The sequence below is a fragment of the Dermatophilaceae bacterium Sec6.4 genome (assembly GCA_039636865.1).
Classification (GTDB): Bacteria; Actinomycetota; Actinomycetes; order Actinomycetales; family Dermatophilaceae; genus Allobranchiibius.
In genome coordinates, this window is the sequence record CP144172.1 from 961920 (window position 1) to 978275 (window position 16356).

Annotated in this window: 18 protein-coding genes; 14 read left to right on the forward strand and 4 right to left on the reverse strand. The window is 66.2% G+C overall.

Going from position 1 to position 16356, the window contains the following annotated elements:
- Window positions 1–7: 7 nt before the first annotated feature.
- Complete coding sequence (locus V3G39_04735; protein ID XAS77356.1) at window positions 8–1096, reverse strand: LCP family protein; 1089 nt, start codon at window positions 1094–1096, stop codon at window positions 8–10.
- Window positions 1097–1227: 131 nt separating this feature from the next.
- Here V3G39_04735 and V3G39_04740 point away from each other — a divergent pair, with 131 nt between their 5' ends.
- From V3G39_04740 to manA, 7 genes are all read left to right on the forward strand, one after another.
- On the forward strand, window positions 1228–2244 hold the full coding sequence (locus tag V3G39_04740; GenBank protein ID XAS78174.1) for a folate-binding protein: 1017 nt from the start codon (window positions 1228–1230) through the stop codon (window positions 2242–2244).
- A gap of 97 nt (window positions 2245–2341) precedes the next feature.
- On the forward strand, window positions 2342–2710 hold the full coding sequence (locus V3G39_04745) for a helix-turn-helix transcriptional regulator (GenBank protein ID XAS77357.1): 369 nt from the start codon (window positions 2342–2344) through the stop codon (window positions 2708–2710).
- A 65-nt stretch (window positions 2711–2775) separates the two neighbouring features.
- A complete protein-coding gene (locus tag V3G39_04750) occupies window positions 2776–3861 on the forward strand; it encodes a hypothetical protein (GenBank protein XAS77358.1) in 1086 nt (361 codons plus the stop codon).
- Window positions 3862–4038: 177 nt separating this feature from the next.
- The gene (locus V3G39_04755) at window positions 4039–5004 is read left to right on the forward strand and encodes an asparaginase (GenBank protein ID XAS77359.1); all 966 of its coding nucleotides are present in this window, start codon (window positions 4039–4041) and stop codon (window positions 5002–5004) included.
- Between the two features lie 189 nt (window positions 5005–5193).
- The gene (locus tag V3G39_04760; protein XAS78175.1) at window positions 5194–5406 is read left to right on the forward strand and encodes a D-aminoacyl-tRNA deacylase; all 213 of its coding nucleotides are present in this window, start codon (window positions 5194–5196) and stop codon (window positions 5404–5406) included.
- A 57-nt stretch (window positions 5407–5463) separates the two neighbouring features.
- Window positions 5464–5799: a DUF2516 family protein gene (locus V3G39_04765; protein XAS77360.1), complete on the forward strand. Its 336-nt coding sequence runs from the start codon at window positions 5464–5466 to the stop codon at window positions 5797–5799.
- Window positions 5800–5807: 8 nt separating this feature from the next.
- Window positions 5808–6920, forward strand: coding sequence for a mannose-6-phosphate isomerase, class I (manA, locus tag V3G39_04770; protein XAS77361.1), 1113 nt, complete (start codon window positions 5808–5810; stop codon window positions 6918–6920).
- On the opposite strand, the gene V3G39_04775 is transcribed toward manA, so the two are convergent.
- Window positions 6914–7768, reverse strand: coding sequence for a class I SAM-dependent methyltransferase (locus V3G39_04775; GenBank protein ID XAS77362.1), 855 nt, complete (start codon window positions 7766–7768; stop codon window positions 6914–6916). The genes manA and V3G39_04775 overlap by 7 nt on opposite strands.
- Before the next feature lie 126 nt (window positions 7769–7894).
- On the opposite strand from V3G39_04775, the gene mshA reads away from it, so the two are divergent.
- Genes mshA through V3G39_04800 form a run of 5 tightly spaced genes read left to right on the forward strand, consistent with a single transcriptional unit; the run spans window position 7895 to window position 12864 of the window.
- Window positions 7895–9217, forward strand: a complete 1323-nt coding sequence (gene mshA, locus V3G39_04780) for a D-inositol-3-phosphate glycosyltransferase (protein XAS77363.1) — start codon at window positions 7895–7897, stop codon at window positions 9215–9217.
- The gene (locus tag V3G39_04785) at window positions 9217–9720 is read left to right on the forward strand and encodes a YbjN domain-containing protein (GenBank protein XAS78176.1); all 504 of its coding nucleotides are present in this window, start codon (window positions 9217–9219) and stop codon (window positions 9718–9720) included. The genes mshA and V3G39_04785 overlap by 1 nt, the downstream gene beginning before the upstream one ends.
- A gap of 21 nt (window positions 9721–9741) precedes the next feature.
- The gene (locus tag V3G39_04790) at window positions 9742–10485 is read left to right on the forward strand and encodes a phosphoglyceromutase (protein ID XAS77364.1); all 744 of its coding nucleotides are present in this window, start codon (window positions 9742–9744) and stop codon (window positions 10483–10485) included.
- A gap of 7 nt (window positions 10486–10492) precedes the next feature.
- Window positions 10493–11968, forward strand: a complete 1476-nt coding sequence (locus tag V3G39_04795; protein ID XAS77365.1) for a serine/threonine-protein kinase — start codon at window positions 10493–10495, stop codon at window positions 11966–11968.
- 29 nt (window positions 11969–11997) lie between these two features.
- A complete protein-coding gene (locus V3G39_04800) occupies window positions 11998–12864 on the forward strand; it encodes a serine hydrolase (GenBank protein XAS77366.1) in 867 nt (288 codons plus the stop codon).
- Window positions 12865–12875: 11 nt separating this feature from the next.
- Here V3G39_04800 and phoU read toward each other — a convergent pair whose 3' ends face one another.
- Window positions 12876–13529, reverse strand: coding sequence for a phosphate signaling complex protein PhoU (gene phoU / locus V3G39_04805; GenBank protein ID XAS77367.1), 654 nt, complete (start codon window positions 13527–13529; stop codon window positions 12876–12878).
- Between the two features lie 146 nt (window positions 13530–13675).
- On the opposite strand from phoU, the gene V3G39_04810 reads away from it, so the two are divergent.
- Together V3G39_04810 and V3G39_04815 are read left to right on the forward strand one after the other, a co-directional pair.
- A complete protein-coding gene (locus V3G39_04810; protein ID XAS77368.1) occupies window positions 13676–14920 on the forward strand; it encodes an ATP-binding protein in 1245 nt (414 codons plus the stop codon).
- Window positions 14917–15603, forward strand: a complete 687-nt coding sequence (locus V3G39_04815) for a response regulator transcription factor (GenBank protein ID XAS77369.1) — start codon at window positions 14917–14919, stop codon at window positions 15601–15603. Before V3G39_04810 ends, V3G39_04815 begins: the two co-directional genes overlap by 4 nt.
- 15 nt (window positions 15604–15618) lie before the next feature.
- Here the strand turns inward: V3G39_04815 and V3G39_04820 are convergent, their stop codons facing one another.
- The gene (locus V3G39_04820) at window positions 15619–16098 is read right to left on the reverse strand and encodes a hypothetical protein (GenBank protein ID XAS77370.1); all 480 of its coding nucleotides are present in this window, start codon (window positions 16096–16098) and stop codon (window positions 15619–15621) included.
- Window positions 16099–16356 lie beyond the last annotated feature (258 nt).

Below are 16356 nucleotides of genomic sequence, written 5' to 3' on the forward strand. Positions count from 1 at the left end.
ACGGCGGTCAGCCGACAGTGTTGCGGGCCAATCCGGCCCCGAGGACAGAGTCGGTGCGCAGGTGCGTGCCGATCTGCCGGAGTTTCGCGAGGTCGACGATATCGACGTCGCCGACCGCATTGGTGGTGAAACCCTTGATGGGAGCGCTGTAGTAGGTCACGTCGCTCTTGTTGATATTCCGCATACTGACCGCGAGTTTGAGCAGATCGGTGGTCGACATATCGACGAGAAGGTACGGAGCGATGGCCGAAATCATGTCGAGGGCACGTTTGGGGTTCTGCAGCGTGCCCCGACTAAGTGCCTTGACGACCATTGCATCTATCCACTGCTGCTGATCGACCCCACGGTCCAGGTCACCGCGCGGGAGCTGGTGGCGTTCCTGGGAGAACCCGAGGGCCTGGGCCCCGTTCATATGGTGGTAGCCCTTGGTCCACGACCCGTAGCCCTTCTCGTTGAAGGCGATCGGCACGTAGATCTCGACCCCGCCCATCGCATCGGTGAGTTTTGTGAAGCCGTCGAAGCCGATCTGCGCGACGTGGTCGATGTGCAGGTTGAGCAGGTTCTGCACGGTGGTGACCAGCAGCTTGGAGCCGCCGAAGGAATAGGCGGCGTTGATCTTGTTCATCCCGTGGCCCGGAATAGCGACATACATGTCACGAGGGAAGTGGATGACCTGAATCGTGCGTTGGCCTTTACTGATGTGCATCAGCTGAATGACATCGGAGCGGCCGTTATCGCGCAGATTGGTACCGCGGGAGTCCGATGCGAGCAGCAGGATGTTCTGCGCGTCACCGGCGGCAAGGTCTTTGGCGGGTCCGGTATCCGGAAGCAGCGCTTGAGAGTGCTGGACCTTGCCGAGCTCGTGGTTGACGTAGAGCGCCAGCCCGCCGACGGCGAGCGCCACGATGACAAACATCGACAGCAGCGTCAGGCAGCCGACCTTGAAGCAACCCGGTCGCTTCTTCGCCACCGCGGCGTCGTGGCGGGTACCGGGCTGCCCGGAGTCAGCGGAGTCGGCCCTGTCGTCGCCCGTCGCGGGCACATCGGCCTGCCCGTCGGGCGATGTCGGATCCGACGGCCCGTTCTCCTGCGTCATGGCGGTCAGTGTAGGTGGGCCCGCAGTGAGCACAGGCTGACAGGCCGCCACCGCGAGGACCGCGAAATTCCGCGGTCCGCGCGCTCCGGCGTACTGTCGAACAGGTGAGTACGACATGGGCGAACCCCGCAATGGCACGCTCCGGCGCGGTCGAGGGACACGGTGTGGACGCGGGTGTGTCTGCGCACTACGGCGATCCGATGACCGAACAGCGGCTGCTGGTCAGCGGAGCAGGGCTGGTGGACCTGTCGCACCGCGGGCTGGTTCGGATCAGTGGGGCCGACCGCCTCACCTGGTTGCACTCGATGACCACTCAATGGCTCAAAGACCTGGCGCCACACGTAGCGACCGAGACCCTCGTCCTGGACCCGCACGGGCGCGTCGAGCACGCGCTGCATGTCGTTGACGACGGTTCGGCGGTGTGGCTGGGCGTCGAACCTGGTACGGCCCCGGCGCTCACCCAGTGGCTGACGTCGATGCAGTTCATGCTTCGGGTACAGGTCGAGGACGTCAGCGCCGACTACGCGCAGTACGGGGAAATATCGGACGTGCCGGGCAGCGCGGAGCAGTTTGCGGCAGACGGCACGTTGGTCTGGGTCGATCCGTGGCCGACGATGGGCCCGGACACCGCCTCCTACTCCGGTGCTGCTCCCCATCCGGCCCAGGGTCGTCGTTGGCGAGAGCTGATCGTGCCGCGCGAGCGTGCCAGCGAGGTCATCGCCGACCGGCCGTTGGCAGGCATGTGGGCGGCGGAGGCGCTACGGGTGGCGGACTGGCGCCCGCGACTGCTGGCCGACACCGACCACCGGGCCATCCCGCATGAGCTGGACTGGTTGCGCACTTCCCTGCACCTGCACAAGGGGTGCTATCGCGGACAGGAGACCGTGGCGCGGGTACACAACCTGGGTCGCCCCCCACGGCGCCTGGTCTTCCTGCACCTGGACGGTTCGGGGCATGTGCTGCCCGAGGCGGGGGACGCGTTGAACGTGCCGGGAACCGAGCGGCCGGTCGGGCACCTGACCACAGTCGTCCGTCATCACGAGGACGGCCCGATCGCGCTGGCGCTGATCAAGCGCAACACCCCGGTCGATGTCGAGTTGGTGTCGGGGGAGTGCGCAGCGGCGCAGACGGTGATCGTCACCCCGTAGGAGTGGGTACGCGTGAGTAATTCCCTTTGCTACTTGTGAGTAGGATCACGCTTGCTCCAGCTTGCATTCCGCTAACCACAGCAAGCATAATGGAGACATGAAACCGAGCCCTGTCACTGATCTGGGCGGGTTCCTGAAGGAACAACGGCAACAGGCGCAGCTGTCCCTGCGGCAGCTCGCCGAGCGGTCCGGGATCAGTAATCCGTATCTGTCGCAGATCGAACGCGGCCTGAAGAAGCCCAGCGGTGAGATCCTGCAGTCCCTCGCCAAGGGCCTGCGCATCTCCGCCGAGCAGTTGTACGTCCACGCGGGACTGCTGGATGCAGATCCGTCCGGGGGCGAACGCAGCGCACTGGACGTCCGAAGCGCGATCAGGACCGATCCGCTGCTGACCGACCGGCAGCGCTCAGTGCTGCTGGACCTCTACGCCTCGTTCGTCGACGACGAACCCCAGGCATCGCGCTGATCTCCAGAAAATTTTGCACACCTTGTAGAGCGTTTCCAAGAGCTCCGAACAGAAAGGCACGAATCATGGCTGGCAAGTCATCGAAGAAGACCGAGAACAACACCCCCCTCTACGCACTTGTCGGTGCCGCAGATGCTGCGGTGGCCAATGTGCTCGAGCTGCTGGACCAGGCCGGCGAGCGCGCCGAGTCACTACGTAACGAGGCTGCCCCCAAGGCCGTGCAGGCCCGACTGGCCGAGACCCAGTCCCGGTTGACCGCCGCCGTCAACGACCTCGTCGCCCAGATCGAGGCGCTGCCGCAGACGGCAACCACCACCTACAGCCAGGTGCAGAACGACCTGGAGAGTTCCTACAACGAGCTGGTCTCCCGTGGTCAGCAGGTCGTGGAAGACCTGCGGAACCAGCCGGCCAGCAAGAAGCTGCAGGCTCAGGCGGACACCCTCACCGGCCGCGCTCGTAAGCAGGCCGACGATGTCCGCAAGCAGGCCGACGGCGTCCGCAAGCAGGCTGACGACGTCCGTAAGCAGGCGCGTAAGACGGCCGAGGACACCACCTCTAACGCGAAGTCCGCGGTATTCGCCGGTCGCAAGGAAGTTGCCCGTGCCGCTTCTGAGGCCGCATCCAGGGTGGCCAGGGGGAGCTCGCGTCTGAGCCGGGCCGCCGAGCGTGACGAGCGCAGCGCTGCCGCCAAGGAAGGCAACGCCAAGCCGACCGCAAAGAAGCCTGGTCCCAAAAAGGCTGCGACGAAGTCGACCGCCACGAAATCGACGACTGTCAAGAAAGCGACTCCGACCAAGAGCGCTGCTGCCAGGTCGACACCGACCAAGGTGACTGCCACGAAGTCGACGACTGTCAAGAAGGCGACTCCGACCAAGAGCGCCGCCACCAAGGTGACCGCGACCAAGGCGACTGCCACCAAGGCGACGACTGCCAAGAAGGCGACACCGACCAAGAGCGCCACCGTCAAGGCGACGGCCACCAAGGCGACCGCCACCAAGGCGACGGTTAGCCCCGCCACGGCCGCCGCTCCCGCTGCGAAGACTGCGGCGCCGGCCAGCACCTCGGCCGCCAGCACCCCGGCCGCCAGTACCTCGTCTAACGCCACCCCGGCCGGCACCAGCCCTGCCCCGACCACCGGCAGCAACGCCTGATCGATCCAGGATCGTCGATAGTGCGCCGCACCTGACGGCGGCTGATTCACGCAACCAGATCGGACTCCCCGCCGCACCCGTTGAACGGTGCGGCGGGGAGTTCTGTTCTCCGGGCTCCGGCCCCGTAGCGACAGATGTCGCGGAAGGCGATTGGACGCGCCGCCTATCGTGGCTCGGGTGAGTTCGGTCCAAGCCTTGTCCGGTGCGCCCGTGGTGGCGCACGTCCTACGAAACGGATTCGTCGAATCGGTGCATCACGGGTGTGCAGTGATCACCGGCGCCGATTCTGGCGTCGTCCGTCAATGGGGGGATGCGTCCGCACCGTGTCTGCCGCGCTCATCGAACAAGCCGATGCAGGCCGTTGCGATGGTGCGCGCGGGTCTGAAGCTCAACGCTCCGCTGCTCGCGCTCGCCTCGGCAAGCCACTCCGGTGAGCCTTTCCACCTGGACGGGGTGCGGCAGATCCTCACCACGCACGGTTTCACCGAGGACGACCTGCAGAACACACCGGACCTTCCCTACGATGCACAGGCTCGCGACGCCTGGCTCGCAGCGGGGAACGGGCCCACGTCCCTGGCGCAGAACTGCTCAGGCAAACATGCCGGAATGCTTGCCGCCTGTCGTTCGGCGGACTGGGATCCATTGACCTACCTGCACGTGGACCACCCGTTGCAGCGTGAGATGGCGGCCACCATCGGCGACCTGGCCGGCGAGCCGATCGCCGCGACCGCCGTCGATGGTTGCGGCGCGCCCGTCATGGCGATCTCGCTCGCTGGTCTCGCACGGGCGTTCGGCCGCATCGCCGCTGCGGCCGACTCCACCCAGGAGGGTCAGGTGGCACACGCGATTCGGGCCTACCCCGAGTACCTCGGAGGTACCCGCCGCGATGTCACCGCCCTGATCCGGGGCCTGCCGGGAGCAGTTGCCAAAGACGGCGCCGAGGCGGTGTACGCCGTCGGGTTGCCCGACGGCCGTGGGTTTGCTGTGAAAATCGCCGACGGTGGCGGGCGGGCCCGGCAGGTCGTGATGGCGGCATTGCTGCGTTGCGAAGGTATCGAGGCGGCCGTGCTGGACGAAGTGGGGACGGTGCCGGTTCTCGGCCACGGTGAACCCGTCGGTGCGGTGCAGGCGATCGGCTTCTGAGCCGGTCGTGCGCGCTGTGCTCCAGCGTGTCACGTACGCCCGGGCGGACGTTGTGGGCCGGTGAGTCGGGCGCATCGTAAGTCGGGGATCTTTGCGCTCATCGTTGTGACACAACAGGATTCATAGATCCAGGCGGACCTTCTCGCCGCGCAGATTGCCCACCTTCGCCTCACGGTGGGTGAGAAGTCAGTGTCAGACCCGGGCGCCCCGGTACTGGTCGTATCCCAATTCACGTTGTCCGGCGACGCCCGGCGGGGGCGCGGACCGTCGTGGTCCGTAAGGGCTCGTAGCCGCCCGGCCACCCATGCCGAACCGTTGATCCACGCGTCGACGACAACCTGCGGGGGATGGGGCTGGCGGTGGCCACCGGACGCTTCGGCACGTCCCTGCAGATCGCGATGACGGCCGACGGTCCAAGCGCCATGCTGGTTGATTGATAGGCCCCGGTAGACTTTTGTCATGAACCCGTTCAATGGTCTCTTCGTCATCCAGTACTGGGTCGCGCTGGCCCTGGGACTGGCCATGTTGGGCGTCGAGGTCGTCGCATTCGTGGACTGTCTGCGCCACCGCGACAATGCATATACGGCTGCGGGCAAGCTGACCAAGAACAAATGGATGCTGATCACGGGGATCGCGCTGGTTGTCGGCTTCCTCACGGTCCGCAACCCCATCGGGTTCATGGGGGTCATCGCGATCGTCGCGTCGTCCGTCTACCTCGTCGATGTGAAGCCGGCGCTACGCCAGGTGCTCACCCGCTCGCAGACCCGTAGTGACGGCCCCTACGGCCCCTGGTAGTCGCCCCGATGGATCGATTGTTCGGCACGGTGCAGGAGTACGCCTGGGGGTCGCATACCGCACTCGCCGAACTGACCGGCCGACCTGCGCCCACAGAACAGCCCGAGGCCGAGTTCTGGCTCGGTGCGCACGAGGCGGCCCCGTCCCGTACGGCAGGCGGCGGGCTCGATGAGGTGGTCGCAGCGGATCCGCAGGGCGTGCTGGGGGCATCTTGCGCCCAGCGGTACGGGAACCGGCTGCCTTTCCTGCTGAAGGTCCTGGCGCCGCAGCGGGCACTGTCGATCCAGTGTCATCCCGACGCGGCGCAGGCACTCGACGCGCCGGCCGGCACCTACGCCGATCACTGGCCCAAGCCCGAAGCCGTCGTACCGCTCACTCCGCTGGAGATGTTCGCGGGAATGGCGTCGTTCGAGCAGATCGTGGTCCGACTGGACAGCCTCGGCGTACCCGAGTTGCAGTCCGTGGTGCGCTCCGCACGTAACGCCCGCGAGCTGTTGGCCGGGATCCTCGCAGTCCCGACGCAGCATCGACCTGCCGTCGTGGGGCGCGCGCTGGCGGCGTTGGACGGGCAACACGCCGTCCCGCAGGACGAAGCAGATGCGATACGCCGGGTGGCGCACGACTACCCCGGGGATATCGGCCTGATCGTGCTGATGACCATGCACTACCGCGTCGTGCTACCCGGCAGCTATCTTTTCGTGCCCGCCGGAGTGCTGCACGCGTACGTGCGCGGGGTGACGGTCGAGATTCTTGCCAACTCCGACAACGTTGTCCGTGCTGGTCTGACGCCGAAGAAGATCAACGTCGCCGAGCTTCTTCGGATTGTTGCCGTCGACGGGCGGATGGTGGCCGAAGCGGGGCACCGCGATGGCCGGATCGTGCGGTTCCCCGTGTCTGCGCCGCAATTCCGGCTGCTGCGCATCGATCCGGGTGACGAGCCGGTCGGTGTGGACGTGACCGGGCCGCGCATCGTGCTGGCGATCGATGGGCCGGTGCAGGTCATCTGCGACGGACAGTCGCAGCAGCTGGACCCCGGTGGAGCTGTTTTCGTCTCCGACGGCGAAGGCGAGCTGCAGATCAGCGGCGTCGGGACGGCCTACCTCGCGGCTCCCGGTCACTGAACAACCGTCCGACCTGCCCCGTTCTGACAGCTCTGCCCGCTCCAACGGCCCGCTGGGGCCGACAAATCGGGTTTTACAACGTCCCAATCGACGGTCAACTCCCCGAGCCGCCAACGCTTGTACGAGCCGCGCACCGGCCACCCAGCATCGCGTAGGTCCTGGGCAACCTTGACGAACCGTTGCCGGGGACCGTATGCCGACAGAGGCGCCGCGCGTTCCCACGCCTGATCGAGGGCGGCCAGGAAGGTGTGGACGCGTTGGCCCGGCACGTTGTGGTGGATGAGCGCCTTGGGTAACCGTTCGGCGACGATCGAGGGCGTGCACAACCCCGTCAGCCGCAGCGAGATCGTCAGCGAGAGCGGTCCGCTCGCGTCGACGGCCACCCAGCTCGCGACGCGACCGATCTCATCGCAGGTGCCGTCCACAATCAACCCGTCGGGAGCCAGCCGCGACTGCATGCGCGACCACGCGTCGGCGACCTGCGACTCGTCGTACTGGCGCAGCACGTTGAATGCCCGGATCAGATGCACCGGCCCGGCGACGGGGATCTCGAAGCCACCGCGAACGAACTGCACCCCTGACCGGGCCAGGTGTTGTGCGGCGGCGACGCGCGCGGGTTCGATCTCCACCCCGACGACACGGACGTGCGAGTTGACGGCACAAAGTCTGGTGTGCAGCTCCAAGGTGGTGACCGGGTTGGCGCCGTAACCCAGATCCACAACCACTGGCGCGCGGATGCCGCGCAGCCGCCGGCCCTCTGGACCGGTCAGCCAGCGGTCGCCGCGGCGCAGCCGATTGGGATTCGTCGTGCCGCGGGTCACCAGCCCTACTGGTTTCATCGCCTGCATCGAGTGCAGGTTACCGACCGGGCCCGTGGGTGTCGTCCCGCGTGGCGCCCGGCGATCGTCGACTGAGCAGTGTCGCTGCCGCGTGCCACAGTTGGCCGTTATACCGGCGTGCCAGACTGAAGGGTGATGTCTTCACTCCATGAGGTCCCCTCCCCGGTGCGCCGGGTGGCGATGATCAGCGTGCACACGTCGCCACTGGAGCAGCCCGGTACGGGGGATGCGGGAGGGATGAACGTCTATGTCCTGGAAACCGCCAAGCGTCTCGGCGAGCGGGGCGTCGAGGTCGAGATCTTCACCCGTCGTACGAGCGCGGTGTCGGCCGAGGTGGTGCCTGTCGCACCCGGTGTCCTGGTGCGACACATAGACGCAGGCCCCTACGAGGGTCTTTCCAAGGATGACCTGCCGGGGCAGCTGTGCGCGTTCGCTGCCGGGGTGATGCGGCTGGTGGCGATCAGCCCGGAAGGCCACTACGACCTGGTGCATTCCCACTACTGGCTCTCCGGTCAGGTCGGCTGGTTGGCCGCCGAGAGGTGGAATGTGCCACTTGTGCACACCATGCACACCATGGCCAAGGTCAAGAACCGTTCGCTGGCCGCCGGCGACCGCCCGGAACCGTTGGGCCGCGAGATCGGCGAAGAGCAGGTCGTGCGTGCCGCGAGCCTGTTGGTGGCCAACACCGAGATCGAAGCGGCCGACCTGGTGCAGTTGTACGACGCCGAGCCGGCCAGGGTGCGGGTCGTGGAGCCAGGGGTGGACCTGTTGACCTTCTGTCCCGGTGATCGACAGACCGCCCGGACTGCATTGGATGTCCCGACCGAGGCCGAGCTGGTGCTCTTCGTCGGCCGAATCCAGCCGCTGAAGGGCCCCGACGTGCTGTTACGCGCCGTGGCCGAGATGGTGCGCGCCGATCCTGGTCGGCGCCAACAGCTGATGGTGGTGGTCCTCGGCGGGCCGAGCGGGTCGGGCCTGGCCAAGCCGAGGGCGCTGCAGACGTTGGCTCGCGAGCTGGGCATCTGTGATGTCGTGCAGTTCCTACCACCGGTGCCGCGTGCCGAGCTGGCTCAGTGGTTCCGCGCGAGTGACGCGGTCGCTGTGCCGTCGCGATCGGAGTCTTTCGGCCTGGTCGCTCTGGAAGCTCAGGCGTGCGGGGCAACGGTGGTCGCAGCCGACGTCGGCGGTCTGCCCAGGGCTGTCGGTGACGCGGGAGTTCTGGTGCCCGGGCACGAGCCGCAGGTGTGGGCCAGCGCGCTGAAGGCAGTCCTGGACGCTCCGGATGAGCGTTCGCAGCGCAGCGTCCGCGCAGCCGCGCATGCCGGCGCGCACGGCTGGGAAACTACCACCGGTGAACTGCTGGAGGTCTACGAGCAGGCATGCCGCGACGCGAGACAGGACATCGACAGTGGCGCGCAACTGCTGCGACTTCCCCTGACCGATGCAGTGATCCCGTGATGGAGTCCGGGGCTCTGGTCGAGCGGACACACAGCGTGATCAGGGAATTCCTCGCCGACTCGCAACTGGAGTGGGAGGGCGGTGCTCGCGACGGCGAATACATCGTCACCCTGCCGGGCGAATGCAAGCTGCGGACCGTCACGTCCCTACTGGTGGGTGCGAAAGCGCTCACGACCACTGCCTTCGTGATCCGGCACCCCGATGAGAACACCGCGAACTTCTATGCCCACCTGTTGCGTCGCAATCTGAAGATGGCCTCGGTTGCCTACTCCATCGACGGAACCGGCGATGTGTATGTCGGCGGACGGGTGCCGCTGGCCGGCGTGGACGCCACCTACCTGGACGACGTCCTCGGCGCGGTGCTGGACGCCGCAGATACCCCGTTCAATGATCTGCTGGTCCTCGGTTTCCTGTCCTCGATGCAGCGCGAATGGGACTGGCGGGTCAAGCGGGGTGAGTCAACCCACAACCTCGAGGCGTTCACGCACCTGCTCGACACCTGAGCGTCTTCTAGGATGGCCGCCATGACCTACACCCTGGTGTTGCTGCGGCACGGCGAATCGGACTGGAACGCGAAAAACCTCTTCACCGGGTGGGTTGACGTACCCCTCACCGAGAAGGGTTGGGGTGAGGCGATCCACGGTGGTGAGCTCATCAAGGACGCCGGCCTGCTGCCGGACGTGGTGCACACCTCGCTACTGCGCCGCGCGATCATGACCGCGAACCTCGCACTGGACGCCGCGGACCGGCACTGGATCCCCGTGCACCGCTCCTGGCGGCTGAACGAACGGCACTACGGCGCGCTGCAGGGCAAGGACAAGAAAGCGACGCTCGAGGAGTTCGGGCAGGAGCAGTTCATGACGTGGCGCCGCTCCTTCGACGTGGCGCCGCCCGCGATCGAGCCCGATTCGCAGTTCAGTCAGGCCGGTGACCCGCGTTACGCCGATCTGGGTGCGGACGCGCCGCGCACCGAATGCCTCAAAGATGTCATCGCGCGCTTCCTGCCCTACTGGGAGTCCGACCTCAAACCGGACCTGGTCTCGGGCAAGACGGTGCTCGTGGCTGCGCACGGAAACAGCCTGCGCGCCATGGTCAAGCATCTGGACGGCATCAGCGACGACGACATCGTGGGCCTGAACATCCCTACCGGTATGCCGCTGGTCTACCGCCTCGACGATGACTTCAAGCCCCTGGTGGCCGGCGGGGAATACCTGGACCCGGAGACCGCGAAAGCTGCTGCTGAAGCAGTCGCCAACCAGGGCCGCTAGCTGCAGCATGTCCGATGTCAGGCGGGTGGGTAGTTACACGTTGGAGCGCATGATCGGGTCGGGCGCGACGGGGCAGGTATGGGAGGCGACCGACGGCACCGGTAAGCGCTGGGCCTTCAAGATGCTGCGGAGCGACCTCGCTGACGACGAAAACATCGTTCGGCGATTCATCACAGAACGTCGGGTGCTGCTCGGCGTCCACGATCCCCATGTCGTCCAGATGCACGACCTCGTCGTGGAAGGTGGGCAGGTCGGGATCGTGATGGACCTGGTCGACGGCGGGAGTCTGCGCGAGCTGCTGGCGCGTACGCGGGTTCTCGCACCCGAAACGGTCGCTTCTCTGGGCGCGCACATCGCGTCGGGGCTCGCTGCTCTGCACACCGCAGGCATCGTGCACCGGGATATCAAACCTGAGAACGTCATGCTCGAGTACGTCTCGGATCGCATGGTTCCGCGCATCACGGATTTCGGCATCGCCTCGACCCTGGACACCGGCCCGAACGCCGCGGCGAATACCGCGCTCGTGGGCACCCCTGCGTACATCGCTCCGGAGCTCGGGCAGGGTCACCGCCCGACTGCCCAGAGCGATTTGTACGCGTTGGGCATTCTGCTCTACGAGCTGACCTGCGGCGCCACCCCGTTCAAGGCGTCGAACCCGCTGGCGGTATTGCGACAGCACATGGATCAGATGCCCGACCGGCCCGACGATATGCCTGATGAACTGTGGGTGACCATCGCCGCGCTGCTGCAGAAGTCCCCGCAGCGACGGCCGCAGTCGGCTGCCCAGGTTGCCGATGAGCTCGGCGAAATGACCTCGAGTCTGCGGGGAATACCGCCGGCCAGGGTCTGGGCAACCCCGACCGGCGAGCGCAGAATGACCCACCAGATCAGTATCGAAGAGTCACCGACCGTGCACAATCCCATGAAAGCGCAGTCGTTGAGCGGTTGGACACCGCCACCCTTCACATCGCCGAACGCCCCTGTCGATCACGGCAGGAGTCGAAGGGTGCCCGTCATCGCGGGTGTCCTCGCGCTGTGCGCTGCGTTGGTGATCGGCGTGTTGGCCGTTGCGTTGATCAACGGTCGTCAGACGGCGGGGACCTCGAAAACGCAGGCTGTCACGACGTCATCCACGTCAAGTCGGACTGCCACGACAAGTCAGATTCAGACCAGCATCGTCAACCACGCTTCCACGATCGTCCTCGGCGCAGGCGGGCAGGTGTGCGGCGCCTCCGCGCCCGGAGCCTTCGCCTCGGCCGCTACGGGGAATTCGATCACCAGCTGCCCTTTCGCGCAAGCAGTCCGTGATGCCTACGCCGCGAGTGGTGCAGCCGGCAGCGATACGAGTGTTATGGCCTACAGCCCGGCCAAGCAGCGGAACTACACGATGTACTGCAGCGGTCAGGAGCCGGTGCGGTGCACAGGGGGTACAAATGCCGTCGTGCTGATCTACTCGAGCGACGACACCGTGGTGACCCAGTGATGCGTGGCCGGTCCAGCGCGTTCGCCGTCATGGCTTCAGGGATCGTGATGGCGGTCGGCGTCACCGCGTGCTCCCCGGCGGCGGCCCGCGCCAGTGCCGATGTTTCGGCGGAACCAGCCCTCAGCAGTACGCAGTCCGCGAACCCTCCACGGGCGACGCAGGGGGCGTCTGCGCTCACGGCATCGTTTGCCAGATTGCAGTCGCAACTAGGGGGCCGAATCGGGCTCGCAGTCGTACCGGTGGGTCCGGCGGGGCACACACAGCCCGGCGCGGTGCAGTGGGGCACGCTCACCAGCGAGGTGGCCTGGTCCACCTCCAAGGTGCCCTTGGTTATCGCCGCGCTCGCGCGCGCCAGTGGGTCTACGGTGCAAACGCTCGCGCGCGCTGCGATCACGAGATCCGACAACGCTGCAGCCGAACGTCTATGGCGTGAGCTCGGCAACGCCACAGCGGCGGGGAACTCGATGAATTCCGTGCTGGTGGCTCTGGGCGATCCCACCACCCGCACCCAGACTCGGGTTGTCCGAGCCGGATTCAGCGCCTTCGGTCAGACTCAGTGGACAGCGAAGGATCAGGCGAAGGTTGCCTCCGCTCTGCCATGTTCACAGCCGGCCCGCACCGTCTACGACCTGATGGGGAAAATCGATCCCGGCCAGGCATGGGGTCTCGGGACCATCTCGGGCGCTCGGTTCAAGGGCGGGTGGGGCCCGGACACGCAGGGACGCTACCTGGTGCGGCAGATGGGTGTCCTCATGGTCAAAGGCGTTCCTGTCATCGGCGTTTCGATGTTGAGCAAGCCGTCCGACGGCTCATTCTCCGCGGGCACCAGCGCACTCACCGCGATCGCGCACTGGTTGACTGCACATCTGGCAGCCTTTCCGAAGGGCCACTGCTGAACGCTGAGAGCTCAGCCCTGCTCGTCGGCGTAGCGGCCGGTGACGAGGTAGACGATCCGGTCGGCGACGGCGACGGCGTGGTCACCGAAGCGCTCGTAGTAGCGGCTGATCAGGGTGGCGTCGACCGCTGCCTCGGTGCCGTGCGACCACTCGTGATCGACCAGGGTGGCGAAGACACGGCGATGTAGCTGGTCCAGTGCGTCGTCGTCCTTCTCGATCTCGGTCGCCGCCAACGCGTCCTTGTCGGCGATGGCCTCGCCCGTCTTGGCCGCCAGATGCGCCGCGACCCGCTCCATGTCCGAGATCACCGCGCGCAGCTCATCCGGTACGGCATGTTCGGGGTAGCGCATCCGGGCGACCTTGGCGATGTGCCGGGCCAGGTCGCCCATCCGCTCGATGTCCGAGGCCATGTGCATCGCGGTGACGACCATCCGCAGGTCCGTCGCAACGGGCTGCTGACGAGCCAACAGATCCACCGCGTGGTCATCGACCTGGCGGCGTAGCTGGTCGATGTCGTCGTCCGCAGCGATGACGCTCTCAGCGACGGACAGGTCGGCTTCCAGTAACGCCCGGGTTGCGCGGGTCATCGCGACCCCGACGAGTCGGGTCATCTCGACCAGGTCGTCAGAGATCTTGTCGAGGTCTTCGTGAAAGGCATCGCGCATGGGCTTCATTGTCCTAGCTCGTGAGTGGGGTGCTGATCAGGAGGTTCGCAGGCTCGGGTGAACGACGGCGGGCGACAAGATGAACACCAGGGGGACACCGGGCGACTCGTTCTTCCGGGCCCGTCCTGCTGCGTACGCTGATCTGCGTGGATGTCGTTGTCGGCCTCGTGGTCGGGCTCATGGTCGGCCTCGTCATCGGCGCAGTTGCGGTGGCGGCGACCGTGCGTCGTTCCCGCAGAAGTCGGGCGCAAGTGGCGCCGACCGGGCACGACGGACCGCACGTCCTGTCCGATGAGGTCGTCGAGGTCATTCGTGCGCTGCCAGGGATGTCGATCGTGTTGGACACCTCCGACCGGGTCGAGCGGGCCTCGCCCCGCGCGCACGCTCTGGGGCTGATCAGGGGCAGCGAGTTGGCACATCCGGAGATCCTGGAGCTGGTCCGCTCAGTGCGTCGCGACGGGCGCATTCAGGAGGCCGAACTGGAGGTGGCTCGTGGTCCGCTGGGCTCAGGCATGCTCACGTTGCAGATCCAGGCCGCCACCATCGGCGACGAACACGTCATCGTTTTGGTGGATGACCTGACCTACAGCCGCCGCGTCGAGCAGACGCGTCGGGATTTCGTGGTCAACGTCAGTCATGAACTCAAGACGCCGGTGGGTGGGTTGTCCCTGCTGGCAGAGGCTGTCGAGGGTGCAGCCGACGACCCGGACGCCGTGCGACGCTTCGCCACCCGTATGCATTCAGAGACATCGCGGCTGACGCAACTGGTCCAGGAAATCGTGGAGTTGTCCCGTCTGCAGGTCTCGGCAGCCTTCGAGGAGCCTGTCGCGATCGACGCCGCATTGTGCGCGCGTCAGGCACTGGAGCACGTCCGGCTACTCGCGGAGAACAAGCAGATCGATCTGGTCTGCTCCTCCGGTATGGACGCGCCTGCCCCCACCTTCGGCGACGCGACGTTACTGACCACCGCTATCCGAAACCTGCTGGAGAACGCGATCCACTACTCCTCCCCGCACACCAGGGTCGCGCTCGCCGTGCGGCAGGCCGGGAACCTGGTGCAGGTAACGGTCACCGACCAGGGCGTGGGTATCTCAGCGCTCGACCAGGCACGTATCTTCGAGCGGTTCTACCGTGTCGATCCCGCCCGATCCCGACAGACCGGCGGCACCGGCCTCGGTCTCGCGATCGTCAAGCATGTCGCCCAGGGACACGGCGGTGATGTGACGGTGTGGTCCGAGGAGGGCCAGGGATCGACCTTCACGCTGCACCTGCCGTTGTCCAACGAGCGCCTCCCGCAACCCGCAATCGTCGCAGCTTCCACCGACCATCAGGTGGCTGAGCTGCGCGAACCAGAGCAGCAACCCGTCCCAGGAAAGGTAGTTTCCCGATGACCCGCATCCTGCTCGTAGAGGATGAAGAGTCCTACTCCGATCCACTGTCCTACCTGCTGCGCAAGGAGGGCTACGAGGTCATGCTGGCCGAAACCGGCCCGGACGCCCTCACGCTCTTCGACCGTGGCGGAATCGACCTGGTGCTGCTGGATCTGATGCTGCCGGGGATGTCCGGCACCGAGGTATGCCGTGGGTTGCGCCAGCGGTCCAATACGCCGGTGATCATGCTGACCGCCAAGGACAGCGAGGTCGACAAGGTCGTAGGGCTCGAGATCGGCGCTGACGACTACGTAACTAAGCCCTACTCCTCGCGAGAGCTGCTGGCGCGCATCAAGGCGGTGATGCGGCGCCCGCAGGACGCCGAGGAACTGCTGCCCTCGATATTGCAGGAGGGTGGGATCCGGATGGATATCGACCGGCACTCCGTCACGGTCGCAGGCGCAGCAATTGCGCTGCCGCTCAAGGAGTTCGAACTGCTGGAGATGTTGCTTCGCAATGTGGGGCGGGTGCTGACCAGAGGCCAGTTGATCGACCGGGTGTGGGGCAGCGACTACGTCGGCGACACGAAGACGCTCGATGTCCACGTGAAGCGGCTGCGCGCAAAAGTTGAAGCCGACCCCAGCGATCCGCAGTACATCCGCACGGTGCGCGGTCTGGGCTACAAGCTCGACATCGACGGCTGAGCGCCGCCAGCCGGTCTACTGATCTTTGTCCTGGGATTCCAGCACCGGTACCTGGACGGGCGTCTGCCCGGTGCCCGGAGTGCTGAAGACCACGTCGGCCTTCTTCCCGGGGATGACCGGGGTGTTGGCGACCAGGATCGGCGCGACGGTCTTCTCCGTGTTGCCGGACGTCTTGCCGTCCAGGCGGATGGCGGTATCGGCCGGGATCGTCACCTTGGCAGAACTGCCACCGATGGCGATGGTGAGGACCACGGGAGCGCCGCCGGAGTTGGCTACCAGACCATGCATAGCGCCAGGAGCGCCCTTGGAGCGCGTACTGATGGTGACCGAAGACATCTTCAGGCTACCGATGACGGCGTTCGCACCATCGCCACCGTTGTAGCTGACGTTGGTCTGGGCCGGATTGAGGTAGAAGCAGCCACTCAGCATTGTCGCGCTGGTCACCAGTCCCAGGGCGCCGAGGGCGCGTTTGCCAGCCTTGAATCGTCGCGTCACGGCGCTGAGACTACCGGGTCCGATGTGATCAGGCACGACGGAGGTTGATGACGGAGGGTGATGTTGACGAGCCGCAGCGGGCTGCGGTCAGTGGTCGGGTCAGTGGGCGATGCGGCTCACAAACTCGCGCGCGTGCATCAGCGGGGCGCATCTGTCAAGGCCCCTGAGCACATCTGTGGATCGTCCGGATGGCCTCTGACCTGCGAAAACGATGCCTGGGGGTGGCTCTCACCATGGTATTCTTAGGGTCGCGAAAGG